The sequence below is a fragment of the Pseudoxanthomonas sp. LjRoot125 genome, from assembly GCF_964252705.1.
In the GTDB taxonomy this organism is placed as follows: domain Bacteria; phylum Pseudomonadota; class Gammaproteobacteria; order Xanthomonadales; family Xanthomonadaceae; genus Pseudoxanthomonas_A.
Genome location: NZ_CAXUOY020000002.1, coordinates 1 through 24857, shown reverse-complemented (window position 1 = coordinate 24857; position 24857 = coordinate 1). Strand labels below are relative to the sequence as shown.

General features: G+C 63.8%; 23 protein-coding genes. 18 read left to right on the top strand and 5 right to left on the bottom strand.

The features are described from left to right. The first annotated feature begins 29 nt into the window (after positions 1-29). Genes ACSION_RS15680 through ACSION_RS15660 form a run of 5 tightly spaced genes read left to right on the top strand, consistent with a single transcriptional unit; the run spans position 30 to position 4387 of the window. The gene (locus ACSION_RS15680; protein WP_435306753.1) at positions 30-902 is read left to right on the top strand and encodes a DMT family transporter; all 873 of its coding nucleotides are present in this window, start codon (positions 30-32) and stop codon (positions 900-902) included. Continuing rightward, positions 899-2014, top strand: coding sequence for an ABC transporter permease (locus ACSION_RS15675; RefSeq protein WP_435306752.1), 1116 nt, complete (start codon positions 899-901; stop codon positions 2012-2014). Before ACSION_RS15680 ends, ACSION_RS15675 begins: the two co-directional genes overlap by 4 nt. A 4-nt stretch (positions 2015-2018) precedes the next feature. Then, positions 2019-2828, top strand: coding sequence for an ABC transporter ATP-binding protein (locus ACSION_RS15670; protein ID WP_435306751.1), 810 nt, complete (start codon positions 2019-2021; stop codon positions 2826-2828). 3 nt (positions 2829-2831) lie between these two features. Beyond that, complete coding sequence (locus ACSION_RS15665; RefSeq protein WP_435306750.1) at positions 2832-3758, top strand: MlaD family protein; 927 nt, start codon at positions 2832-2834, stop codon at positions 3756-3758. Further along, positions 3755-4387, top strand: a complete 633-nt coding sequence (locus ACSION_RS15660; protein WP_435306749.1) for an ABC-type transport auxiliary lipoprotein family protein — start codon at positions 3755-3757, stop codon at positions 4385-4387. Before ACSION_RS15665 ends, ACSION_RS15660 begins: the two co-directional genes overlap by 4 nt. A gap of 4 nt (positions 4388-4391) precedes the next feature. Here ACSION_RS15660 and ACSION_RS15655 read toward each other — a convergent pair whose 3' ends face one another. Beyond that, a complete protein-coding gene (locus tag ACSION_RS15655; RefSeq protein WP_435306748.1) occupies positions 4392-5015 on the bottom strand; it encodes an alpha-ketoglutarate-dependent dioxygenase AlkB family protein in 624 nt (207 codons plus the stop codon). Between the two features lie 82 nt (positions 5016-5097). Between ACSION_RS15655 and ACSION_RS15650 the strand changes: the two genes are divergently transcribed. Then, positions 5098-6708 carry an electron transfer flavoprotein-ubiquinone oxidoreductase gene (locus ACSION_RS15650; protein ID WP_435306747.1) on the top strand — a complete coding sequence of 537 codons (1611 nt, stop codon included), beginning with the start codon at positions 5098-5100 and terminating at the stop codon, positions 6706-6708. 31 nt (positions 6709-6739) lie between these two features. Then, the gene (locus ACSION_RS15645; RefSeq protein WP_435306746.1) at positions 6740-8713 is read left to right on the top strand and encodes a glycoside hydrolase family 99-like domain-containing protein; all 1974 of its coding nucleotides are present in this window, start codon (positions 6740-6742) and stop codon (positions 8711-8713) included. A 158-nt stretch (positions 8714-8871) separates the two neighbouring features. Here ACSION_RS15645 and ACSION_RS15640 read toward each other — a convergent pair whose 3' ends face one another. From ACSION_RS15640 to ACSION_RS15630, 3 genes are all read right to left on the bottom strand, one after another. Continuing rightward, positions 8872-11256 carry an FG-GAP-like repeat-containing protein gene (locus tag ACSION_RS15640; protein ID WP_435306745.1) on the bottom strand — a complete coding sequence of 795 codons (2385 nt, stop codon included), beginning with the start codon at positions 11254-11256 and terminating at the stop codon, positions 8872-8874. A gap of 190 nt (positions 11257-11446) precedes the next feature. After that, entirely contained in the window at positions 11447-12082 is a 636-nt protein-coding gene (locus ACSION_RS15635) for a CoA transferase subunit B (RefSeq protein WP_435306744.1), read from the bottom strand. Then, positions 12082-12813, bottom strand: a complete 732-nt coding sequence (locus ACSION_RS15630) for a CoA transferase subunit A (RefSeq protein WP_435306743.1) — start codon at positions 12811-12813, stop codon at positions 12082-12084. The genes ACSION_RS15635 and ACSION_RS15630 overlap by 1 nt, the downstream gene beginning before the upstream one ends. A 111-nt stretch (positions 12814-12924) precedes the next feature. On the opposite strand from ACSION_RS15630, the gene ACSION_RS15625 reads away from it, so the two are divergent. The 11 genes from ACSION_RS15625 (at position 12925) to rffA (ending at position 23480) form a co-directional block, all read left to right on the top strand. Further along, a complete protein-coding gene (locus ACSION_RS15625) occupies positions 12925-13860 on the top strand; it encodes an ATP-grasp domain-containing protein (RefSeq protein WP_435306742.1) in 936 nt (311 codons plus the stop codon). Between the two features lie 76 nt (positions 13861-13936). After that, positions 13937-14683, top strand: coding sequence for an electron transfer flavoprotein subunit beta/FixA family protein (locus ACSION_RS15620; protein WP_435306741.1), 747 nt, complete (start codon positions 13937-13939; stop codon positions 14681-14683). Beyond that, the gene (locus ACSION_RS15615) at positions 14683-15621 is read left to right on the top strand and encodes an electron transfer flavoprotein subunit alpha/FixB family protein (RefSeq protein ID WP_435306740.1); all 939 of its coding nucleotides are present in this window, start codon (positions 14683-14685) and stop codon (positions 15619-15621) included. The genes ACSION_RS15620 and ACSION_RS15615 overlap by 1 nt, the downstream gene beginning before the upstream one ends. Positions 15622-15693: 72 nt before the next feature. Next, positions 15694-16230: a hypothetical protein gene (locus ACSION_RS15610; RefSeq protein WP_435306739.1), complete on the top strand. Its 537-nt coding sequence runs from the start codon at positions 15694-15696 to the stop codon at positions 16228-16230. A gap of 143 nt (positions 16231-16373) precedes the next feature. Continuing rightward, positions 16374-17738, top strand: a complete 1365-nt coding sequence (locus ACSION_RS15605; protein ID WP_435306738.1) for a phosphomannomutase — start codon at positions 16374-16376, stop codon at positions 17736-17738. Between the two features lie 17 nt (positions 17739-17755). Next, positions 17756-19165, top strand: coding sequence for a mannose-1-phosphate guanylyltransferase/mannose-6-phosphate isomerase (locus tag ACSION_RS15600; protein ID WP_435306737.1), 1410 nt, complete (start codon positions 17756-17758; stop codon positions 19163-19165). Positions 19166-19235: 70 nt separating this feature from the next. Continuing rightward, positions 19236-20177 carry a glycosyltransferase family 2 protein gene (locus ACSION_RS15595; protein WP_435306974.1) on the top strand — a complete coding sequence of 314 codons (942 nt, stop codon included), beginning with the start codon at positions 19236-19238 and terminating at the stop codon, positions 20175-20177. Continuing rightward, on the top strand, positions 20167-21291 hold the full coding sequence (locus ACSION_RS15590) for a GNAT family N-acetyltransferase (protein WP_435306736.1): 1125 nt from the start codon (positions 20167-20169) through the stop codon (positions 21289-21291). The genes ACSION_RS15595 and ACSION_RS15590 overlap by 11 nt, the downstream gene beginning before the upstream one ends. Before the next feature lie 38 nt (positions 21292-21329). Then, complete coding sequence (locus tag ACSION_RS15585) at positions 21330-21695, top strand: EamA family transporter (RefSeq protein WP_435306735.1); 366 nt, start codon at positions 21330-21332, stop codon at positions 21693-21695. Then, on the top strand, positions 21695-22315 hold the full coding sequence (locus ACSION_RS15580; RefSeq protein ID WP_435306734.1) for a class I SAM-dependent methyltransferase: 621 nt from the start codon (positions 21695-21697) through the stop codon (positions 22313-22315). The genes ACSION_RS15585 and ACSION_RS15580 overlap by 1 nt, the downstream gene beginning before the upstream one ends. Then, positions 22299-23480, top strand: coding sequence for a dTDP-4-amino-4,6-dideoxygalactose transaminase (gene rffA / locus ACSION_RS15575; RefSeq protein WP_435306733.1), 1182 nt, complete (start codon positions 22299-22301; stop codon positions 23478-23480). Before ACSION_RS15580 ends, rffA begins: the two co-directional genes overlap by 17 nt. 68 nt (positions 23481-23548) lie before the next feature. On the opposite strand, the gene ACSION_RS15570 is transcribed toward rffA, so the two are convergent. Continuing rightward, the coding region (locus tag ACSION_RS15570; protein ID WP_435306732.1) for a hypothetical protein at positions 23549-24857 on the bottom strand (1309 nt) is incomplete at its 5' end.

The window sequence follows — 24857 nt, the reverse complement described above, 5'->3', positions numbered from 1 at the left end:
CAGGGGGACGGGTGGGTATCGGCGAAGCCATGGCGCTGGGCAGCGCAGCGACGTGGGCGGTGGGCGTGATCCTGGCGCGCCAGCTGGGTGCGCACCTGCCGCCGCTCTCGCTCAACCTGCTCAAGAACGGACTGGTGCTGGCGGTGCTCGCGCCGGTGGCGCTGGTGGTCCATGCCGACGCCTGGCCCACGTTGCCGGCCGCCGAACTCGCCATCGTCGTCGCCAGCGGCGTGATCGGCATCGCGCTGGCGGACACGCTGTATTTCCGCGCCCTCAACGAACTGGGCGCGGGCCGGATGGGCGTGATCGGCAATCTCTACAGCCCACTGGTACTGCTGCTCGGATTCGTGTTCCTGGATGAACGCCTCGGCGCCGGACAATGGGTCGGCTTCGCTCTGGTGGGCCTGGGCGTCCTGCTGGTCAGTCGACCGCCGGGCGAATGGAAGACCCATCCGCAGCACACGGCGCGCGGCATCATGATCGGACTCTCTGCGATCGCGCTGATGGCCATCGCCATCGTGATGGTGAAGCGCACGCTCGAAACGCAACCATTGTTGTGGGTGACCCTGCTGCGACTGGCCGGCGCCGTCGTCGGCCTGCTGGTGGTCGCCACCCTGCCCGCGATGCGCGCGCGCATGCGCTTCGTCGCGGCGGATGTCCCGTGGCGTCGCCTGCTGCTGGCCGCGCTGATCGGCCAGGGACTGTCCATGGTGTTATGGCTGGGCGGCTATAAGTTCACCTCGGCCTCGGTCGCGGCGATCCTCAACGAGTCCGCTTCGGTATTCCTGGTGGTGCTTGCGGCGCTGTGGTTGCGCGAGCCGCTGGGCAAGCGGGCGTTCATCGGCGTGGTCCTCACGTTCAGCGGGATAGCCTGTATGCTCCTTGGCCGAGCGATGCCATGACCCCCACCCTTGCCCGCCCGCACTGCGAAGCCGACCCCGCCGAGCCTGGCCAGGTGCGGCTGGGCGGCGACTGGACGCTTTCGAGCGCGCTGGTCGTGGCCGAGGAATTGCGCGGCCTCCCCGAGGCGGTGACGCGCATCGACGCGACGGCCATCGACCGCATCGATTCGGCCGGCGTGCTGCAGCTGCTGCGCTTCGCCAAGCGCCGCGGCATGGAACTGTCCGACATCGCCTTCCGCCAGGACCACCAGGCGCTGGTCAGCACCATCGAGGATGTCGCCGATGACCGCCCGCCGCGCAAGCGCGACTACGGCGTGCTCGCCGCGCTGTCGCGCCTGGGCTATCGCGTGCACGAGAACAAGCAGGAGATCGTCGCCCTGCTGAGCTTCACCGGCGAGAACCTGGTCAAGCTGGTGCGCATGGTGAAGGAACCGCGCCGCTTCCGCCCCACGGCCACCGTGGCGCACATGGAGGCCGTCGGCCTGGACGCCGTGCCGCTGGTGATCCTGCTGTCGTACATGGTGGGCGCGGTGATCGCGTTCCTCGGCTCCACGGTACTGCGCGACTTCGGCGCGGAAATCTACGTGGTGGAACTGGTGAGCATCGCGTTCCTGCGCGAGTTCGCCGTGTTGATGACCGCCATCGTGCTGGCGGGCCGCACCGCCTCCGCGTTCACCGCGCAGATCGGCGCGATGAAGAGCCGCGAGGAAATCGACGCGATCCGCACGCTCGGCCTGGACCCGATCGACCTGCTGGTCATTCCGCGCCTGCTCGCCCTACTCGTCATGCTGCCGCTGCTGACCTTCATCTCGATGATGGCGGGCCTGGCCGGTGGCGTCACCGTCGGCGCGTTCGACCTGGGCATTCCGCCGCAGATGTACATCGCGCGCATGCACGACACCATCGAGGTGAAGCACTTCCTCGTGGGCCTGTCCAAGGCGCCGGTGTTCGCGTTGGTGATCGGCCTGATCGGTTGCCTGGAGGGCCTGCGCGTGGAAGGCACCGCGCAATCGGTGGGCGAACGCACCACCTCCAGCGTCGTGCAGACCATTTCGCTCGTCATCATCATCGACGCGCTCGCCGCGTTGTGGTTCATGCACATGGACTGGTGAGGCGATGACCGACGACAGTCCCATCATCCGCGTGCGTGGCCTGGTCAACCGCTTCGGCGAACAGACCGTGCACGAAGCCCTGGACCTGGATGTGCGCCGGGGCGAGATCCTCGGCGTGGTCGGCGGCTCGGGCACCGGCAAATCGGTGCTGATGCGTTCGATCCTCGGCCTGCGCCAGCCCGATGAAGGGCAGATCACGGTGCTCGGCGAGGATGCACGCTCCGAAGACCCTGCCGCGCGCCAGCACATCGAGCGCAACACCGGCGTACTGTTCCAGGACGGCGCGCTGTTCTCCTCGCTGACCGTGGGCGAGAACGTGCAGGTGCCGTTGAAGGAGCATCATCCCGAACTGCCCGACAGCTGGCGTTACGAACTGGCGCTGCTCAAGGTCAAGCTCGCGGGCCTGCCTGCCGATGCGCTCAACAAGTTGCCTTCGCAGTTGTCGGGCGGCATGCGCAAGCGCGCAGGACTGGCGCGCGCGCTCGCACTGGACCCGCCCCTGCTCTTCCTCGACGAACCCACCGCCGGCCTGGACCCCATCGGCGCGGCCGCGTTCGACCGGCTGATCAAGACGTTGCAGGAAGCGCTGGGACTGACGGTGTTCCTGATCACCCATGATCTGGATACGCTGTACGCGATCTGCGACCGCGTCGCTGTGCTGGCCGACCAGCAGGTCGTCACCGTGGCGCCGCTCAGCGAGGTCGAACGCTTCGACCATCCCTGGGTGCAGGAATATTTCCATGGTCCGCGCGCACGCGCCGCGCGCGACGGACAATCGGCCTACCGGCCACCCCACACGCAAACGGCGGTCTGATCGATGGAAACCCGTGCCAACTACGTGCTCATCGGCGCCTTCACGCTGATCATCGCGGCCGCGCTGCTGCTGTTCGGGCTGTGGGCGGCCAAGTATTCGTCCGAACGCACCTGGCAGGAGTACCAGGTGGTGTTCCGCGAGGCCGTCACCGGCCTGTCGGTCGGCAGCCCGGTGCAGTACAACGGCATCGCAGTGGGCTCGATCACCAAGTTGTCGCTGGCGCCCAACGACCCGCGCCAGGTGATCGCGCGCATCCGCGTGGAGTCGTACACGCCGGTGAAGACCGATACCCGCGCCAAGCTGGCCATCACCAGCCTGACCGGCCCCACCATCATCCAACTGAGCGGCGGCACGCCGCAGGCGCCGGCGTTGACCACCGTGGACACGCGCGAAGCGCCGGTGATCCAGACAGCGCCCTCTGCGCTGCAGAACATCACCGACACCGCCAACCGGATCGTCGAGCGGCTCGACCAGGTGCTCAGCGACAAGAACGTCGCCAGCATCACCGCCACGCTCGAGAACCTGGAATCGATGAGCAACTCGCTGGCCAGCCGCGAAGACGGGCTGGAGTCGCTGATCGTCAGCGCGCGCGACGCCGCGCAGAACCTCGACAAGACGCTGACCACCACCAACGGCACCATCGAGCGCCTGGACCAGAACCTGGTACGCGAGCTGCCCGACATCCTGGCCAAGCTGGAAAGCACGCTGGGCAAGCTGGACTCCGCCGCCGGCAACGCCGACGCGATCATTGGCGAGAACCGCGCGGCCATCAACAGCTTCGCCAACGACGGACTGGGCCAATTGGGCCCGACGCTCACCGAACTGCGCGGACTGGTGCGCGACCTGCGCCGCGTCAGCGACCGCCTCGAAGGCAATCCCGCGCGCTACCTGCTGGGCCGCGACGCACCCAAGGAGTTCGAACCGAAATGAAAGCGCTGCGCATCTCCCTGTGTGCTTCCCTGGCGGCGTTCGCGCTGGCCGGCTGCTCGATCCTCGGCAGCGAACAGCGCGACCCGGTGACGATCTACGCACCCGACATCCGCGTACCCGCGCGGGCCGAATGGCCGACGGTCGGCTGGTCCCTGGTGATCGCCAAGCCCACCGCCGCGCGCGTGGTCGACAGTCCGCGCATCTCGGTGCGCCCCGCGCCCGGCGAGTTGCAGGTCTACCGCGGCGTGTCGTGGGCGCAACCGGCGACCGAATTGGTGCAGGACGCGGTACAGCGCACGCTGGAGGATTCCGGCCGCATCCCCGCCGTGGCCAGCGCCGACGCCGGCATCCTCGGCGACTACAAGCTGGTGATGGATGTGCGCCGCTTCGAAGCCGATTACGCCGGCGCCGCCCTGCCGTCGGCGGTGGTGGAGATCAACGCCAAGCTCGTCAGCAGTCGCGACCAACGCGTGGTGGCATCGCGCACCTTCCTCCAGCAGCAGCCGGCCACATCCGTCGAGGTGGCCCAGGTGGCGCAGGCGTTCGATGGCGCGCTGACCGCCGCCACCGCGGACCTGGTAGGTTGGTTGTTGGTGGCGGGCCGGGACGACGCGCCCCTGCGCCGCTGAAACGTCAGCGGCGTCGAGCAGGATCCACGTAGCGGAACGTCAGGTTGATCCGCGGCCCCAGCGGCCGCGCCGTACGCGGCAGGGCGTGCCGATAGAGGCGCTGGGTATCGCCCGACATCACCAGCAGGCTCCCGTGCGGCAACTCGATCGCCCCGCGCAGCGTCGGCTCCTTCCGGTGTTTCAGCAGGAACCGCCGTGGCGCCCCCAGGCTGACCGACGCGATGACCGGTTGCGGCCCCAGTTCCGGTTCGTCGTCGCTGTGCCAGCCCATCGCGTCGCGCCCGTCGCGGTAGAGATTCGCCAGCACGCTGTTGAACGGCACGCCCAACTCGGCCTGCAACCGCAGCCGTAACGCGGACAATGCCTCCGTCCAGGCGAGTGGCGTGAAGGCCGTGCCCGAGTAGCGATACACCGCGTCCGCGTCGCCGATCCACGCGCTGAGCCGGGGCGAATCCACGTCGCGTCCGAATAGCCGGATGCGGTGCACGCTCCACGGCAAGGCATCGGTCAGCGCTTCGAACAGGCCATCCGCGGCATCCCCCGCCAGCCAGGCGGGCTGGAACCGCAAGGTGGCGCCGGGTAGCCCTGCGGCGATGCCATCCGCAGGCAGCGGCAAGGGTATGGTCATGCCGGCGATGCTCGCGGATTTGCCCCCTCCCGCGCAAACGCCGAAAATACCGGCAGCCTAATGCCATGCCGGAGCCGCACCGATGTCCGATGTCGAACGCGATGTAATGGAATACGACGTCGTGACCGTCGGCGCAGGCCCCGCGGGCCTAGCCTTCGCGATCCGGCTGAAACAGCTGAACCCCGACATCTCGGTCTGCGTGATCGAGAAGGCGAGCACCATCGGTGCGCACATCCTGTCCGGCGCCGTGATCGAACCCCAGCCACTCGACGCGCTGCTGCCCGGCTGGCGCGACAACCCGCCGCCGATCTGCGTGCCGGCCGCGGACGATGAGTTCTGGTACTTCAGCAAGGACGGCGGCCGCAAGTTCCCCATGGTGCCGCCGGGCATGCGCAACCATGGCAACTTCATCGTATCGCTGGGCGCGCTGTGCGCTTGGCTGGCGCCGCAGGCCGAAGCGCTGGGCGTGGAGATTTACCCGGGCTTCGCCGCATCCGAAACGCTGCACGATGACGACGGCAAGGTCCTTGGCGTGCGCATCGGCGACATGGGCATCGCGAAGGATGGCAGCCACAAGCCCGGCTACACGCAGGGCATCGACATCCGTGCCAAAGTCACCGTGCTGGCCGAGGGCGCGCGCGGCCATCTGACCAAGCGGCTGGTGAAGCGCTTCGCCCTGGACAAGGACAGCGATCCGCAGGCGTATTCGATCGGCATCAAGGAACTCTGGCAGGTGCCGGAAGGGCGCGTCACGCCGGGCAAGATCGTGCACACCCTGGGCTGGCCGGCCAGCAACGACATTTACGGCGGCAGCTTCCTGTACCACCTGGACAACAACCAGATCGCACTGGGCTACGTCAGCGGGCTGGACTACAAGGATCCGGAATACAAACCGTGGGAGGCCTTCCAGCAATGGAAGAACCACCCGCTGATCAAACCGGTCCTGGAAGGCGGCAGCATCCTGTCCGCCGGCGCGCGCGCCATCGTCACCGGCGGCTGGCAATCGCTGCCGAAGGTCGAGATGCCGGGCGCATTGTTGATCGGCGACACCGCGGGCCTGCTCAACGTGCCGAAGATCAAGGGCACGCACCAGGCGATCCGCAGCGGCATGCTGGCGGCCGAACATCTGGTGGCCTCGCAGTTGGCGCCGGAAGGGTTCGACGCGAAGCTGCGCGATTCCGAGGCGATGGCCGAGCTGAAGTCCGTGCGCAACATCAAGCCGGGCTTCAAGAAGGGCCTGTGGTTCGGCATGGCCAACGCGGCCTGGGAAACCATCACCGGCGGCCTCTCGCCGTGGACGCTGAAGGTGAAGCCCGACTGGTCCTCGCTCGATAAGGTCGGCGAACACGAAGAACCCAAGCGCGACTACGTGGACCGTTCGCTGGCGCCACGCGATCGCCTGCAGGGCGTCTACTTCGCCGCCACCGAACACGACGAAGACCAGCCCGTGCACCTGCGCGTGCACGACACGTCGGTGTGCGTCAGCCGTTGTGCCACCGAGTACGACAACCCCTGCACGCGCTTCTGCCCTGCCGGGGTCTACGAAATCGTCGATGACGGCGACGGCAAGCGCCTGCAGATCAACGCCGCCAATTGCGTGCACTGCAAGACCTGCGACATCAAGGACCCCTACCAGATCATCGACTGGGTGACGCCGGAAGGCGGTTCGGGGCCGAACTACCAGAACCTCTAGGAAGCCTGTGGCGAATCCCCTGTCACGCCGCGTGCGCACCACCCTGTTCTACGCACTGCGGGCCGCGTTCCGTCTCACGCCGATGCCGGAAGCGACGCGTGACCGGTTGCGGCAGCGCTTCCTCGACACGCGCGGCGATTGGGTCCCGGAAGGCCCGAAGGGCAAAGCGCAAAGTGGCGCCCAGCCGCGCAGGCCCTATGTCCGCTCGGATGAGCGCGCCATCGGTTACGTGGCCTACGAGAAGGGCGAACTGCCGGATCCCTTGCCTGCCACGCTGGTCGCGTTTTATCTGCCGCAGTTCCACACCATTCCCGAGAACGACGCATGGTGGGGCAAGGGCTTCACCGAATGGCGCAACGTCACCCGCGCCCTGCCCCAGTTCGAGGGCCACTACCAGCCCAAACTCCCCGGCGATCTCGGGTTCTACGATCTGCGCAATGTCGAGGTGATGCACGAGCAGGCACGCCTGGCACGCGAGTACGGCATCAGCGCATTCTGCTTCTACTTCTACTGGTTCGGCGGCAAGACGCTACTGGAAACACCGCTGCGCAACTGGCTCAACGACAAGACCATCGACCTGAAGTTCTGCCTGTGCTGGGCGAACGAGAAGTGGACCCGCACCTGGGATGGCCGCGGCAATGAAATCCTGATCGACCAGCAGCACTCCCCCGAGGACGATATCGCGTTCATCGAGTACGTGGCGGAGTACATGCGGGATCCGCGTTATCTGCGGGTGGATGGGCGCCCACTCCTGGTGATCTACCGGCCGGGCCTGCTTCCCGACATGCTAGCCACCGCCGAGAGATGGCGTAACTGGTGTCTCGAGAACGGCGTGGGTGCAATAGAACTTGCATACGTACAGAGCTTCGACAATGTAGCGCCTGCGTCTTTCGGATTGGATTCTGCCATCGAATTTCCGCCTAACTCCAGCGGCGTCCCTGCTGTAACAGATCAATTGTCGCTACTTAATCCGGCATTCTCGGGTTCAGTGAAAAGCTGGAGGGCCATGGCAGATTCGTTCATGGAAAGACCGAGCCAGCGGTATACCCGCTACCCGGGCATCAATCCTTCCTGGGACAATCAAGGGAGGAGACCTGGCTCAGGGGTTGCATACATTGGCGCTACGCCTTACGGCTACGGCCGATGGCTCAGCCATGCACTCACGAGATGTGCGTCCAGCGACGCGATTCAGCCGCCAATATTCATCAACGCGTGGAATGAGTGGGCAGAAGGCGCGGTGCTTGAGCCGGACCTCCGTTGGGGTCACGCGTGGCTTCATGCAACACGCGAAAGTCTACGGCTGAAGGAAGAAGCCCGGAAGATGCAACGGCCCTGCGTTGTGATCCACGCATGGTATCCATCGATACTGGCAGACATATTAGAGAGGCTCGCCAACGTCGCGCCCCGATGCCGGCTCGTTGTCACGACGGCCCATCACCTCGAAGCAGAGGTCAGGCAAGTCATCGAACACGCTTCGCTTACCGCCGAACTGCATCTTCATGAAAATCGTGGGCGCGACATCCTTCCTTTTCTGAAGACCGCATCCCGTCTCTTGCTGGAAGGCGAGGATCTCGTACTCAAGCTACATACCAAACGGTCACCGCATCTCTCCAACGGCGACCTGTGGAGAGAGAGTCTCCTTCGCAGCCTGATTGACGACGGCGCCTATGCCAGCGCCATCTCACGCATGCGGGCCGACCCGATCATGGGCATGATCGCACCCGAAGACAGCCTCTTGCCTCTTAAGGCCCGCATGGGCGGCAATGATCGTGCAACAAATGATCTGGCGATCCGCATCGGCGTCGATATTTCTAACTACGATGCGCACTTCGCGGCGGGCAGCATGTTCTGGGTCCGCCTTCCTTCATTGGCACCCCTTATCGAAAGCGACCTGGTTCCGTCAGAATTTGAAGCCGAGGCTGGGCAAATTGACGGGACCACTGCACATGCCGTCGAGCGACTGTTCGCAGCAGTCGTTCGAGGCGCTGGCTACAAGGTGGTGTAGGAGAAGGGATATCGAGAGGCGCGTCCCGGAAGCCGCCCCTGCAACCGTGGCCTCCAGAAATCCCCCTCTTGGGTCCCAGCAACAGTCTTGCGCCAGCTCGCGCAAAAAAAAACGCCGCGGTCCCCCGCGGCGCTTTTTCACGCATGTCGTGTCACACCTTATTTGACGATATCCCAACCCGCGGGATATCCACCAGGGAATGGAAGCTGGATGGAAGTGAACACGCCACTCTGCTGCCCCTGCCAAATCCAGAGCTCGGTCTTGGCGTTATCGCGCCAAATGACGTCCGCATACCCGTCGCCGTTGTAATCGCCGAGCGCCGCGACCACGTATTTCGTCGGAACAGGTCGAGCTCCGCCGTACGTCCACGTCGTGCCATTCATCAGCCAATATTCCAGTGAGCCCGTGGTCGCGTTGTGCCAGAAAAGATCATCGCGACCGTCGTTGTTCACATCGGCCGCGCCCACCACCTGCCACCCTTGGGGGTAGCTTCGCAGTAGGACGGGAGCCGCGAAAACGCCAGTCGAAGAACCCATCCACGCCCAGAGCTGCGTGTTGCCACTGTCGCGCCAGACGATGTCCGCGTAGCTATCGCCGTTGATATCCGCAATCGCCGACACACGGTAGATGTTCGAGATCGAACGTGCCCCGCCGTAAGTCCAGGCAGAGCCGTTCATCAGCCAATACTCGAGCGCACCCGCCGTCGGGTTATGCCAGAAGATATCCGAGCGCCCGTCACCGTTGGCATCCTCGATACCCGCGATGTCCCAACCCGCAGGGTAGCTACGCAGGAATACGATGGAGTACTGACCCGTGGAACCAGACAGCCACGCGTAGAGAGAGGTTTTCGCCTGGTCGTACCACAGCACGTCTGCCAAGCCATCGCCGTTGAAATCACCCACCCCTCCGACGCGGTAGGCGCTGCTCACCGCATTTGCAGTCCCGTAGGACCAACTCGTCCCATTCATCAGCCAGGTCTGCTGATACTGCGCGGTAGTGCTGTGCCAGAAGAGATCGGAGCGACCGTCTCCGTTCGCGTCATTTTTGAGTCCGCCAGTGAAGGGGACAATCGTGGCTCGGAATTGCGCGACGATCGGGATTGTCTGGTTCAGGCTGCGCGCATTGTCTTCGCTATTCGCCACGCCGCACGCCAGATTAGCACTGGCGCCACAGGTACTCTTTAAGGGGGTAGAGAAGATGCGGTGCGCGAGCTGACCGGTATCGCCATACGCCATCACGGTGTAGAAGTTGCCAGCATTCGCGGCGGTCTTGTAACCGAAGGAGTACGGGTAACGGCCATACAGCAAGCCATTGGAAGAGTTCAACGAGTTGGCACGATCATGTGCCGAACCCATCAGGTGCGCGGCCTCATGGACCAGTGTTTCGTCCGCGCAATAGTAGGTCTTCCCGTCCGTGCCCTGGTCGTAACCGTCGCTGATGACGGCGTAGCCCCACGAGGCGTCCGCGGCCGTGATCGCCGTCTGGTTCGCGCCATTCAGCCACGCGATACCGCAGCCCTCGTTCTCGGGAGTGTTGAACTTGCGGACCAACACGGCAATGTCGGCGCCGTACTGGTCGCGCGCAGTCCGCAGCGGGGCAAGACTCGCGGGGACCGTCACCGCGGACTGGCCATTGCTGCCCGTCAGCTCGGACAGCGCCGTCTGGTTGGTGTTGGTGTTGGTGTAGCTGACCTGCACCGCATTGACGATGCGCAGGTAGCCGTTGATGTCGCTGTTGACGAACGCCTGGTTGCCCACCTGGATCAGATAGATCAGGCGCGTCGCCGCGCCCGATGCGCCGCCATTGGCGGTAGCGAACTCGGGCGTATAGCCGATGGCGACGTCGATCGTGTTTGCGGCCGTCTGGGGCGCTCCCTGCGCGACGGCGGTCGCACCTTGGCTCACCTGCGCCGACTGCGACACCGCTGCGCCCATCGAGGAACGGAGCGCCGCCGCTTCCGGCACCATGACGTCAACATGGCCCTTCGTGGCCGAGACGACCTTGGACGGGTCGGTCTGGACAGCGAATACGGTGCCGTTGCGCGTCTGCAGGCTCAGCGCCGGCTTGCCGTTGGCCTGGGGAATGGAACCGAAGACCGCCTTCTCGCCGAAGGTGATGATGGCTTCCTGCATCTGGTCGCCGCCGACCACACGGCCGATCCACGTCCAGTTGCCATCGATCTCTTCCACGTGGCGCTCGTAGCGCAGCTTCACCTGGCTCCCGTCCGGGGCCGGGACGGTCATTTCGCCGTCGGCGATGCCCTTGAATGCGTGCGCCTCACTGATCGAGGTCGGGTACCACGTATAGGCGCCTTCCTGCTTGGCAGGCGTCGCCTTGTTGGGATAGGACAGCAGTGCACCCCTGTCGGGAGCGTTGGCGATGGATGCGCCAATTGCGCGGGCCAGCGGCAACGCCATGGGCAGCTTGCCGGTCGCCTTGCTCGCTGCGACACCCCGCATCCCTGCAACCCCTGAATCGGGGCTTTCTCCACTGCACCCGGCCAAAGCCAATACCAAGGCGCAAGCGCCAATGCGGAGTTTCATACGTACCCTCAAGAAAAAACAGTTGGAGCCCCTGAAACGACACTATATCCCAGGCCGAGGAAATGAAAACAGCCAAGTCGGTCTACTTGGCTGTTTATCGGCAGCAGGACGTACAGCTGAAAGTCAGAAGCGTCCAGGCCCCGTGACGAACCGGGAATTGACGTGCGTCACGCAACGCTCAGGCAGTCGGTCAAACTGTGGCGGAGAAAGTGACGCCTGTCTTGGCCTGCAGTTCGGCCTCCGTCACACCATCCGCCGCCTCAACCAGCACCAGGCCCTGCGGGGTCACGTCGAACACCGCCAGATCGGTGATGATCCGGTCGACCACGCCCACGCCGGTGAGGGGCAGGTCGCACTGCGGCAGGATCTTGTGGCTGCCATCCTTGGCCACGTGCTCCATCAGCACGACGATGCGCTTGACGCCGGCGACCAGGTCCATGGCGCCGCCCATGCCCTTGACCATCTTTCCCGGGACCATCCAGTTCGCCAGGTCGCCCTTGTCGGTGACCTGCATGGCACCCAGCACCGCCAGGTCGATGTGGCCGCCGCGGATCATGGCGAAGGAGTCGTGGCTGCCAAAGTAGCTGGCACCCGCGCGGGCGGTGACGGTCTGCTTGCCGGCATTGATGAGGTCGGCGTCGACTTCGTCCTCTTTCGGGAACGGGCCGATCCCGAGCAGGCCATTCTCGGACTGCAGCCAGACGTCCACGCCGGCGGGAATGTGATTGGCGACCAGCGTCGGCAGGCCGATGCCCAGGTTCACATACGCGCCATCGGTCAGTTCGCGCGCGGCGCGCTGCGCCATCTCATCGCGGGTCCAGGGCATCACTTGTCTCCTTGGCGGACGGTGCGCTGCTCGATGCGCTTCTCGGGGGTCGGGTTATGGACGATGCGGTCCACGTAGATGCCGGGCAGATGGACGTGGTCGGGATCGATCTGGCCGACTTCCACCACCTCCTCGACCTCGGCGATGCAGACCTTGCCGGCCATGGCGCAGGCCGGGTTGAAGTTGCGCGCCGTCTTGCGGAACACCAGGTTGCCGGCCTTGTCGGCCTTCCATGCCTTGACCAGCGACACGTCGGCGGCCAGCGCGGTTTCCATGACGTACCAGTGCTCGCCGAACTGGCGGGTTTCCTTGCCTTCGGCCACCACCGTGCCGTAGCCGGTGCGGGTGAAGAACGCGGGGATACCTGCGCCGCCGGCGCGCAGGCGCTCGGCCAGCGTGCCCTGCGGATTGAATTCCAACTCCAGTTCACCCGAGAGGAACTGGCGCTCGAATTCCTTGTTCTCGCCCACGTAGGACGAAATCATCTTCTTGATTTGCCGGGTCTCCAGCAGCAGGCCCAGGCCAAAGCCGTCGACGCCTGCGTTGTTGGAGATCGCCGTCAGCCCTTTCGCGCCGCTGTCCCGGAGCGCGCCGATCAGCGCTTCGGGAATGCCGCACAGGCCGAAGCCGCCGACGGCCAGGGTCTGCCCGTCCGCCACGACGCCCTCCAGCGCGGCCGCTGCGCTGGGGTAGAGCTTTTGCTTGCCTCCGGAGGCTGGTGTACCCGCCATGGCGCGATCCATTATTGAGGAAAGCCCGCATTCTACCCAGCCGCCCTGAGGCGACACAGGTACTTTCGGGCAATGGGAATCCCCTGTGGGACGTGCGCGTACACTTCCGGGATGAGAACCATCGCCCTCGTCACCGCCGTCGCTGCCACCGGGCATGACGATGACCTCGCTCCCCTGCTGGACGCCTGCGCCGACGCCGGCCTGCATGCCCGCGCCGTGGCCTGGGACGATCCCACCGTGCATTGGGGACGCTTCGACACGGTGCTGCTGCGCTCGCCCTGGGACTACACCGAACGGCTGCCCGAATTTCTCGCATGGGCAGAACAGGTGGATCGCGTGAGCGCGCTGCTGAACCCGCTGAACGTGGTGCGCTGGAACACCGACAAGCATTACTTGGCCGACCTGGCCGCGATCGGCATCCCCACGGTGCCGACGTCATTCGTGGAGCCGGACGCCGAACCGATGGACGCCCTGGCGCGCTTCCTCGGGGCGTTCCCGGACAGTGGGGAGTTCGTGGTCAAGCCTGCGGTCAGCGCGGGCGCGCGCGACACCCAGCGGTACCGTCGCGATCAGCAGTTCGCCGCCGGCAACCATATCGCCCGCCTGCTCGACCAGGATCGCAGCGTCATGCTGCAGCCCTATGTGGCCACGGTGGACGCGGCTGGCGAAACCGCCCTGGTCTATTTCGCCGGACGGTTCAGCCATGCGCTTCGCAAGGGCGCACAGCTGCCACCCGGGGAATCGGCGCGACAGGCCCCCATGGCCGCAGGCGACATCACCGCGCGCGATGCCCTGCCGTCGGAACTCGCCCTCGCCGAGCGCATCCTGGCAGCGACGGCCCGCCTGCGACAGTTGGATGCCCCGCTGGCGTATGCACGCGTCGACCTGCTCCCCGGTCCGGACGGACATCCCTGCCTGCTCGAGCTGGAACTGACCGAACCCTCGCTGTTCTTCGACCAGGCTCCCGGCAGCGCCGCACGGTTTGCCGCGCTGCTGGCGGATCCGCTTGCAGACGCCACCGTACGGGCTCGCATGGACAGGGCCTGACGGCTAAAATCGGCGTTCTGCCCTCGGCCAGCCGCCGCGGCCGGGCCTCACCGTCGCATACAGGAATTCCCGCAGGATGAAGATTCTCGTCGCTTACAAGCGCGTGGTGGACTACAACGTCCGCATCCAGGTCAAGCCGGACGGGTCCGGCGTTGTCACCGACGGCGTCAAGCTGTCCCCCAACCCCTTCGACGAGATCGCGCTGGAAGAAGCCCTGCGCTTGCGCGACAAGGGCATCGCCACGGAAGTCGTGGTCGCCACCATCGCCCCCGCCGACGCCCAAGCCCACCTGCGCAACGGCTTGGCCATGGGCGCCAACCGCGCCATCCACGTGGTTACCGACCAGGCCATCCAGCCGCTGACCGCCGCCCGCACCCTGCTGAAGCTGGTCGAAAAGGAATCCCCGGACCTGGTGATCCTCGGCAAGCAGGCCATCGACGACGACGCCAACCAGACCGGCCAGATGCTGGCCACGCTGTGGGGCCGTCCGCAAGCGACGTTCGCCGGCAGGCTCGACATCGCCGACGGCAAGGCCACGGTGGTCCGCGAGGTCGATGCCGGCCTGGAAACGCTCGAGGTCGACCTGCCCGCGGTCGTCACCACCGACCTGCGCCTCAACGAACCGCGCTTCATCAAGCTGCCCGACATCATGAAGGCCAAGAGCAAGCCGCTGGAAACGCTGCAGCTGGCCGACCTCGGCGTCGAATCCGCCGATACGCACAAGACCACGCACTACGCGCCGCCTGCCAAGCGCAGCAAGGGCGTCATGGTGAAGGACGCGGCCGAACTGGTCGCCGCACTCAAGCAGAAGGGGTTGCTGTAATGGCCAAGGTTCTCGTAATCGCCGAACACCTGGACGGCAAGCTCAACGCTTCCACCGCCAAGACCGTCAGCGCCGCCGCCGCCGTGAACGCCGACGCCATCGACGTGGTCGTGCTGGCGGCCGACCCAACCGCCATCGCCACCGACGCCGCGCAGATCGCCGGCGTCGCCAAGGTGCTGACCGTCGCCCATGCCGCCAATGCGAACGCCATCGCCCAGGTACTGGCCCCGCAGATCGCCAAACTCGCCGCGGGCTACACGCACGTGTTCGCGCCGTCCACCACGTTCGGCAAGGACCTGCTGCCCTGCGTCGCCGCCCTGCTCGGCGTCAACCAGGTCTCCGACCTGATGGCCGTGGAAGGCACGCACACCTTCAAGCGCCCGATCTACGCCGGCAACGCGATCATCACCGTTGAAACCCCGGCCGACCAGACCGTGGTCGCGACCGTGCGCACTGCTTCCTGGCCGGAAGCCGCCAAGGGCGGTAGCGCGACAGTCGAAGCCGCCAGCGTGGACGCTGCCCTGCCCACGCACACCCGCTACGTCGGCCTGGCCGCCGGCAAGTCCGACCGCCCCGACCTGCAGAGCGCCAAGCGCGTCGTCTCCGGCGGTCGCGGCGTGGGATCGGCCGAGAACTTCAAGGTCATCTATGCGCTGGCCGACAAGCTGGGCGCCGCCGTCGGCGCTTCGCGCGCCGCCGTGGACGCCGGCTACGTGCCGAACGAGCTGCAGGTCGGGCAGACCGGCAAGATCATCGCCCCCGAGCTTTACGTGGCCGTCGGCATTTCCGGCGCCATCCAGCACCTGACCGGCATCAAGGACGCCGGCACCATCGTGGCCATCAACAAGGACGGCGAAGCGCCGATCTTCGAGATCGCGGATATCGGGCTGGTGGGGGATTTGTTTACGCTGCTTCCAGACCTCCAAGCTGCTCTCTAAGTGGCTTTTGTTGTACCTCCACTCGATCTGACGCATGCCAGTCCGCCCCCCTCACTCCACACCGACCAGCCCATGAAGACCCCTGTCGCGCTCATTCTCGCCGCAACCCTCACCCTAGTCGGTTGCCAGGACAAATCCGCTGACGCCGATGCGGCAGCGGCGGACACCACCGCAGCGGTTCCTGCGCCCGCTGAAATACCTGCGCCCGTGACCTCCTCTGCATCGCTCATCCGAGTGATTGGCCAGGATGAACTACCGTCGGAGCCAGGTGTTGGTATCGTGGCCGATGGCAAGATCAGCAGCACCGGCAAGGCCGGCTACTTGGTTTACGGCCCGTACGCCGCGCTGGATGCTGGTACCTACCAGGTCGTCCTCGACGGTACCGTTGAAGCGCTGCCGGAGGGCGCGCATGCGACCGTGGACATGGTCTCCAACCAGGGCAACAGCAAGCTGGGTAGCGCGGAAATCACGGGAGCGCCGGCCGCCGGTGCGCCGCTGGCGACCTTCGTGGCCACTGTTCCTGCAAACGCTACGGACGTCGAAGTCCGCGTGATTGTGTCGGAAACAGCGCGCGTCAGCGTGAGCGGTTATCGCGTACAGTCCCAGTAAGTATCACCCAGAATCGCTTCGCGGCGCGGGAAAGCGCTTCGACCATTCGCGGCAGGGAAGGCTCCAATTCTATTCCGGCTGGGCATGTTCGTCGCGATTCGGCGTCGTGAAGCGATCGTTTCTCGTCAATCAGAAGCCATCACATGCAGTCGCAGAAGTGTTTCAAAGCCTACGACATTCGCGGTCGCGTTCCGGAAGAGCTGAACGAGGCGCTCGCTCGTAGGATCGGAATAGGAATGGCAGCGCTGCTCGACCCAGGCCCCGTCGTGCTGGGCCGCGATGTCCGCCTCAGCAGCCCCGCTTTGCAGCAAGCGCTGGAAGCCGGCTTCCGTCATGCCGGGCGCGATGTGATCGATATCGGGCTATGCGGTACGGAAGAAGTGTATTTCCAGACATTTCATCGCGATGCTGCCGGCGGCGTCATGGTGACGGCCAGCCACAACCCCATGGACTACAACGGCATGAAGTTGGTCCGGAAGGGTGCGCGCCCAATCAGCGGGGACAGCGGCCTGTTCGCCATCCGCGACTTCGCCACCAGCGCGCAGGAGACTGCAGCGCTGACTGGCGCGCGAAGAATCGATGCACCGGACAAGTCGGCCTACATCGAACATCTGCTGGGTTACGTAGACTGCAGCGCGCTGAAGCCCTTGAAGATCGTCGTGAACGCAGGCAATGGCGGCGCGGGACTGATCATCGACCTCTTGGCGCCGCACCTGCCGTTTGAGTTCATCCGCATCCAGCACGAACCGGATGGGAGCTTCCCGAATGGTATTCCCAATCCCCTCCTACCCGACAGCCGAAGCGCTACGGCAGACGCCGTCACGCAGCACGGCGCCGATTTCGGTATCGCTTGGGATGGTGATTTCGATCGCTGCTTCTTCTTTGATGCCGAGGGCGTCTTCATCGAGGGCTATTACCTCGTGGGCTTGCTGGCGCAGGCCCTGCTCGCAGGCAACCCGCACGGACGGATCATTCACGATCCGCGCTTGACTTGGAACACCGTCGAAATGGTGTTGGCATCCGGCGGCACGCCTGTGATGAGCAAGACCGGCCACGCCTTCATCAAGGAACGCATGCGCGCCGAAGACGCGATCTACGGTGGAGAGATGAGCGCGCATCACTATTTCCGAGATTTCGCTTACTGCGATTCGGGAATGATCCCTTGGCTACTGATCGCAGGCCTGGTGTCGGTCACCGGCCAGTCTCTGGCGGGGCTGGTCGCTGATCGAATGCGCGCCTTCCCCTGCAGTGGAGAGATCAACTTCAGGGTCGAAGATGTACCCGCTAAGATCCGACGCGTGTTAGATCACTATGCGTCCCTCCATCCTCAGCTGGACCACACAGATGGCGTCAGCGCGGACTTCGGCGACTGGCGGTTCAATCTGCGTAGTTCGAACACTGAACCGCTGCTGCGACTCAACGTTGAAACGCGTGGAAATGCCGATTTGCTCGCCGAACGCACCAGAGAGTTGACAGCTCTCATCGGCGGCGGGACCCCATCCCATTGATTCAAGGACAGTCTCCGATGCTCCCCATTCTTCCCGTCATCCTGTCCGGGGGTTCCGGCAGCCGTCTCTGGCCGCTCTCGCGCGAGGCCTATCCAAAACAGTTTCTTCCGCTTGTTGGCGACAACACGATGCTGCAAGCGACGTGGTTGCGCGTCGCGCCCATCGCCGGACGGAAGCCGATCGTGGTGGCCAATCAAGAGCACCGGTTCATGGCGGCGGAACAACTGCGGGAGTCGAATGCGGAACCTGAAGCCTTGATCCTTGAGCCTATGGGCCGCAACACTGCGCCAGCGATCGCCATCGCCGCGCTGCAGGCCCTGCGCTCGGGCGAGGATGCCCTGCTACTTGTCCTGCCCTCGGATCACGAGATCCGTGATGAGCGCGCGTTTCAGCGCGCCGTCGGAATAGGCGCCTCCGCCGCGCAAGCCGATAAGCTGGTGACCTTCGGCATCGTCCCGTCCGGGCCAGAAACAGGCTACGGCTACGTCAAGGCACAAGCGGGCGACGGCGTGCGTGCGGTGGAACGCTTTATCGAGAAGCCCGATCTGGCCACCGCGCGGGAGTACGTTGCATCCGGGGAGTACTTCTGGAACAGCGGTATGTTCCTCTTCAAGGCTTCGCGCTATCTGGACGAGTTGCGCAAGTTCGACCCCTCGATGATGTCAGCGTGCGAGCAGGCACTGCAGCGGGCATCCGTCGACCAGGATTTCATCCGACTAAGCCCTGAAGCGTTCGCTGAATGTCCGAGCAACTCTATCGACTATGCAGTGATGGAGAAGACCCAAGACGCGGTCGTGGTACCCCTTGACGCGGGATGGAGCGACGTTGGCTCTTGGTCCGCCCTTTGGGATGTTTCCGACAAGGACGCCAAAGGCAATGCCCATCACGGGGACGTCATCGAACTCGATTGCCGCAATACCTATGCTTACGGATCGCGACTGATTGCGATGGTTGGCCTTGAAGACGTTGTCGTGGTCGAAACCGACGATGCCGTCATGGTGGGCCGTCGCGATCGCGTACAGGACATCAAAGAAGTGGTTAATCGGATCAAGCGTGAAGGTCGGAGCGAGGCTGCCGCGCACCGGAAGGTCTATCGCCCTTGGGGTGCTTACGATTCCATAGACAATGGTGCACGCTTTCAGGTGAAGCGGATCACCGTGAAACCCGGCGCAGTGCTCAGTCTGCAGATGCACCACCACCGCGCCGAACACTGGATCGTCGTCAGCGGAACGGCGGAAGTGACCCGCGGCGAAGAGACAATTCTGCTTACGGAGAATCAGAGTACCTACATCCCACTTGGCGTAACCCATCGCCTGAGGAATCCGGGCAAGCTGCCGCTGGAGCTCATCGAGGTTCAATCCGGAAGCTACCTGGGCGAGGACGACATTGTCCGGCTCGAAGACGTGTACGGCCGCACCAATGGATGACACGATGACAACAGCGTCAGCACGCCCCGAGCCAAGAGCATCGGCCCGAGCCGACTGGGGTGGACATGGGATTTCGCTGTCGATCGTATCGCCGGTCTACGGCTGCAGAAGCTGCTTGGAGGAGCTGGTTGATAGGATTTCCTCGGCGCTGCGTCATTCGAACCACACTTTCGAAGTTATCCTGGTGGACGATAGCAGCCCGGATGGCTCATGGTCTCGCATCGTCGAACTTGCGCAGAGCCGTCCGTGGCTGCGCGGCGTCAGACTTTCCCGCAACTTCGGCCAGCACTATGCGATCGCTGCCGGCATTGAACAATCTCGCGGCGATACCGTGGTGGTCATGGATTGCGACCTCCAGGATCCGCCTGAGGAGATACCCTTACTTGTATCGCACTTGGCCAACGGCGTGGATGTGGTCTTTGCGCAAAGAGCGGCGCGGCAAGACAGCATCCCAAAGCGCTTTTTCTCTTGGATGTTCTTTCGATTGCTCTCTTGGCTCACCGGCGTCAAGCAGGACCACAGCACAGCCAACTTCGGCGCTTACAGCCGCAAGGTCATCGACGTGGTCAACAGCATGCCCGAGCGCGACCGCTGCTTTCCGCTGATGGTCAAATGGACGGGATTCGCTACCGAGTTTGTCGCAGTCAACCACACAGCACGCAAGGACGGAGAGAGTGGCTACAACTTCGGCAAGCTTCTACGGCTGGCGCTTGAGATCGTTCTCTCTTATTCCGATAAGCCGTTACGCCTGGTAGTCAAGGTAGGCTTGGCATTCGCAGCAATCGCCTTTGGCATGGTCGGCTGGACGCTCTTGCGCTTCTTTGAGGGCGACACACAAGTCGCCGGTTTTACCAGCATCATCGCCTCCATCTGGTTGGTAGGAGGCGTGGTGATATCGTGCTTGGGCATACTCGGCCTGTATTTGGGCAGGCTTTTCGTCGATGCCAAGCGCAGGCCCTATTACCTAGTTTCCGAACAAGTAAACGCGCCGGAGGAACTTGATGGACGGTGATCTACTTTCGCCTTCGCCGCTGGACTCGGCGCGCTTCGATCTCGACGTGGTCCGCGGCAAGCAGCTTGAACCCGACAGCAAGGCTATCGCGAAGGCCATCTTCGAGAACGACTGCGACCTGGCCATCATCCGCGTGCCTAGCGCCGCAAACGGCATCCATGGCATTTCGCGCTGGTCGCTACCGCTGATCCATGCCGATACCTTGGTGTATTACACCTGTGACCTACGCAAATACTCACCGGCTCCATTGCGCAACCCCGACTTGACGTTCCGCAAGGCCGCGCCCGGAGACATGGAGGCGCTGCGCGAACTCATTTCTGAGACGTTTCGCCACTACAGGAGTCATTACCACGCCAACCCACTGCTCGATCCCGTGCGGATCCTCGCCGGCTACCAAGAGTGGGCCGAAGGCCATGCACTCGCTCCTGGGCGCATTTTGTGGATCGGCGAACGTAATGGGCGCCTCGCTGCGTTCGCGGCATGTTCGGAGTCGGCCGATGGCCTTACCGGCGAAGGCGTCCTCTACGGCGTGTCCCCACGTGAGTCAGGTGGTGGCATTTACGGCGACTTGATCCGGCATACGCAGGCCGATTTTGCCGCGCGCGGTTTCTCGTCCATGCGCGTTTCCACCCAGGTCAACAACTTCGCCGTGCAGAAGGTATGGGCACGAGAGGGTTTCCATCTGTTTGAGGCATGGGATACCTATCATATCAATGCACTGCTTTCAGGAAAGCACAGCGTCTACGAACGCGGCCTTCTCTTCAGCAAGGATCAGGTCGGCGCCTTCGCTGCCGCCTCAGGCGACGTCAATCCGATCCATCTCGATGATGATGCTGCCAAGGCCGCGGGCTTCCCCGGCCGCATCTCGCACGGCGTGCTCGCTGCTGCCGAGCTCTCACGCATTCTGGGCACCGAGGTTCCCGGTCCTGGAACTATTTTCGGCAACCTGAACATGGCATTCCTGCGTCCCATCCTGGCCGGCAAGGAGTATCGCGCCAGCCTGCGAATCGCCGGCGATGTGAAGCCCAACGGGCATATGCGCGCGGTTTTCGACATACGCGACGATGAGTCGCGAGTATGCGTTTACGCAAATACCGATATCCTCCTCCGCTAGCGCGGTAGCGCTGGCGGCATCTTAGGGAAACGTAGTCAATGAGCTACATCTTCATCGCCTGCACGATCTTGCTGACCGTCTACGGCCAGATCGTCATCAAGTGGCAGGTCGGCCTGAAGCCGGAGATGGCTGTCGACGGCTTCAGTGTCCGGGTTGTCGCATGGTTACTGACCAACCCCTGGATCATTAGCGCTTTCGCCGCCGCCTTCGGGGCCTCGCTGTTCTGGATGGCGGCGCTGAGCAGGATGCCGCTGAGCAAGGCTTATCCCTTCACCGCATTGAGCTTTCCGCTGGTCGCGCTGGCCGCTACGTTCCTCTTCCACGAGCGCATTGATATGTACAAGATTGCGGGCACGGCCATCGTCATCGTCGGCGTGTTGGTACTGTCTAGGTCGGGGGTCTGATGAGCCAGGTAACTCACGGGATTCGGTCGATTCTTTCCCATCCTTACTTCTACGATCTCACCCAGAAGATTCTCGGGGCTGGAAGGTCTCGCCAGAAGCTGGTGCGCGAGTATATTCGGCCGAAGGATGGCGATCAGCTATTGGACATAGGTTGCGGTACCGCCGAGTTGCTGCCCTACCTTCCCCGCGGCCTCCATTACGTCGGCTTTGACCTCTCGCAGCCCTACATCGACGCCGCTCGAAGAAGGTACGGCGATCGAGGACGCTTCGAGTGCATGGACGTGGCCCATTTCGAGGACCCATCGGTACAGGGTGCCGATATCGTGCTGGCGATCGGCATCCTGCACCACCTCGACGATGACCTGGCGGAAGCTTTGATCTCGACGGCGCACGACAAGCTCAAGCCGGGCGGGCGGTTGATTACGATCGACGGTACGCTCACCCACACGCAGTCCAAGGCCGCGCGCTCGTTGATCCTGCGGGATCGCGGGCAGAACATCCGCTCACCGGCGGGGTACCGAACCATTGCGGAGCGCCGCTTCGATCACGTGCAGATGACAGTCCGCGAAGACATGCTGTTCGTGCCCTATACCCATTGCATCCTTGAGTGCACGCGCTGACGCGCCGCCTCTCCATCCGAGCACCGATTTGGCGATCCCCTTCAATAAGCCTTACATGACCGGCGACGAACTCGGCTACATTGCCGAAGCCCATGGCAACGGGCATCTGTCCGGCGATGGGCCTTTCACCAAGTTTTGCCATAACTGGCTGGAAGCCAACACGGGTTGCGCCAAGGCTCTGCTGACGCACTCTTGCACGGCGGCACTGGAAATGAGTGCTCTGTTGCTTGACCTCGTGCCGGGCGACGAGGTGATCATGCCCTCCTTTACCTTCGTCTCCACTGCCAATGCGTTCGCGCTACGCGGGGCCGTGCCTGTATTCGTGGATATCCGGCCGGACACGCTGAATATCGACGAATCACTGATCGAGCCGGCGATCACCTCGCGCACCAAAGCGATCTGCGTGGTGCACTACGCGGGCGTGGCCTGCGAGATGGACGCAATCATGGCCATCGCGCGCCGCCACAGCCTGAAGGTTGTGGAAGATGCAGCGCAAGCAGTGTTCTCGAGCTACAAAGGGCGGCCGCTGGGCGCGATCGGCGACTTCGGCTGCCTCAGCTTCCATGAGACCAAGAACATCATTTCGGGCGAAGGCGGCGCACTGCTGGTCCGCGACGCTGAACTGTCAGCGCGCGCGGAGATCATTCGTGAGAAGGGTACGAACCGAAGTCGCTTCTTGCGCGGCCAGGTGGACAAGTACACATGGGTCGACGTGGGCTCGTCCTATCTGCCCAGCGAGTTGATCGCCGCGTTCCTCAAGGCACAGATGGAGCACGGCGAGGCGATTACGCGCCGTCGTCTTGCGATATGGGATCGTTACCACGCCTGGGCCGAAGCACATGAGCGCGCCGGGCGACTGCGCAGGCCCATCGTGCCGCTCGATTGCTCGCACAACGCTCATATGTACTACCTTCTGTTGGCCGACTTGGACGCGAGAACCCGGTTCATCGACGCGATGCGAGCCGCCGGTATCGGCACCGTATTCCATTACATCCCTCTGCATTCCGCACCGCAGGGGATCGCTTGTGCCCGCACCAGCGGGAGCATGGAGGTTACAGACCGGGTCAGTTCTCAGCTGGTCCGTTTACCCCTTTGGCTCGGCCTCGAAGAGCGGTTAGAAGAGGTCTTGGCAGCCGCTGACAGCGCGCTCGCCAGCCTCGACTGATGACCATTCTCGGCTTGGAACCGCTCCGCGATCCAGGCTCAGTCGCGCAATCCCAACCACAAACTGCCTCACTTCGGAGGCAGTTTGTGGATCTCGATAGTCGATAGCGCAACTTTGGCGCTGCCGTTGGAGATCACCCTCAATTCCAGATCTCCGACAGCCTTATCGATAGCGAACTCGATGGTATTGGGGCCCGCCTTCAACTTGGTTGCAGCGAAGATCCTGCTGCCCTGCAAGGCAGCCGCGTCGGCATCCCCTACCTCGCCTTGCGAGCCGGTCTCAATGTTGAAGGTAGCTCTGTAGGTGCCGGGCGACACGCGCAGATAAGGGCCGAAATGCAGGTATCCCGACTCTCCCTGCTGCGCAACCATCCGCCTCGACTGACCAGCCTGTTCAAGCTTGCCGGCGGTATGGGCGGTCGCTAGGTTCATCCGGATCGTTAAATCGCTGATCTCATCGGTGTCCGACGTCTGCCAGCCCGGCAACTCTGTCGCCGGAAAATTCGTCGCGAAAGTATGGACTTCCAGTCCCGCCACCTGGAACTGCTGTAGCGGCGGACCAGCCAGGCTTGAGATGGCTTCCCAATCCATCGCCCTGGACTCTTCCGGAGTCAGAAGAAGGAAGACGGGACCCTTCCAAGCATCGTCCCGATACCAATGATTGGAAGACAGATGCCGCCGCGGTTGAGGTAGCTTTCTATGCACCTCCACTGGCCGGATCTTCACCCGTTGCCCACTGAGTACGGTCAGTGCGCTGGCGTTCCAGTAGCTTGCGTACCCATAACGGAGGCCGCGCCGCTCAAGCTCCTTGATCATGCCCATACGCTGATCGATCGACGAGGGCGTGTAAGCGCGTGACATGGGATTCAAAGAGGACACCGGGCTGCTCACCAGCATCACGGCAACGAACAACGCCAGCATGGGCGCCCATCGGGTTAGATCAAGCGCCTGGATGCGGGAGACCACCATGATGATCCCCAGAACCATAGCGGGCACGAGATATCGCCCGCTCACTACCGGGTCGCTCATATCGGGCGTGGTGGTCGTGCCCTGCACGAACAGGAACAAAGCGAAACTGCTGAGGACGAAGGCAGCGTACATCCTTGCATCGCGATCCTGGCCTCGCAGCAAAGCAAGTCCCTGTACGGGTATCAGCGCGATCAGGACCAACGCAGCAGAAAAGCGTAGCGCGTAGTAGACGCCCCCCGCCGTAAATACGGGATAGTCCTTGGGCAAAGTGCCGCCCAGCATGGCAACCAACCCTTCCAACGTAAGCCAGACGTTCCTGACGACCCCGTCGAAACCCAGCCATCGCGCCGCTCCCGCTCCGGCAATGTTGTTAACGCCCTCGATGAAGTGCGCGTGCAGGCCTATGCCG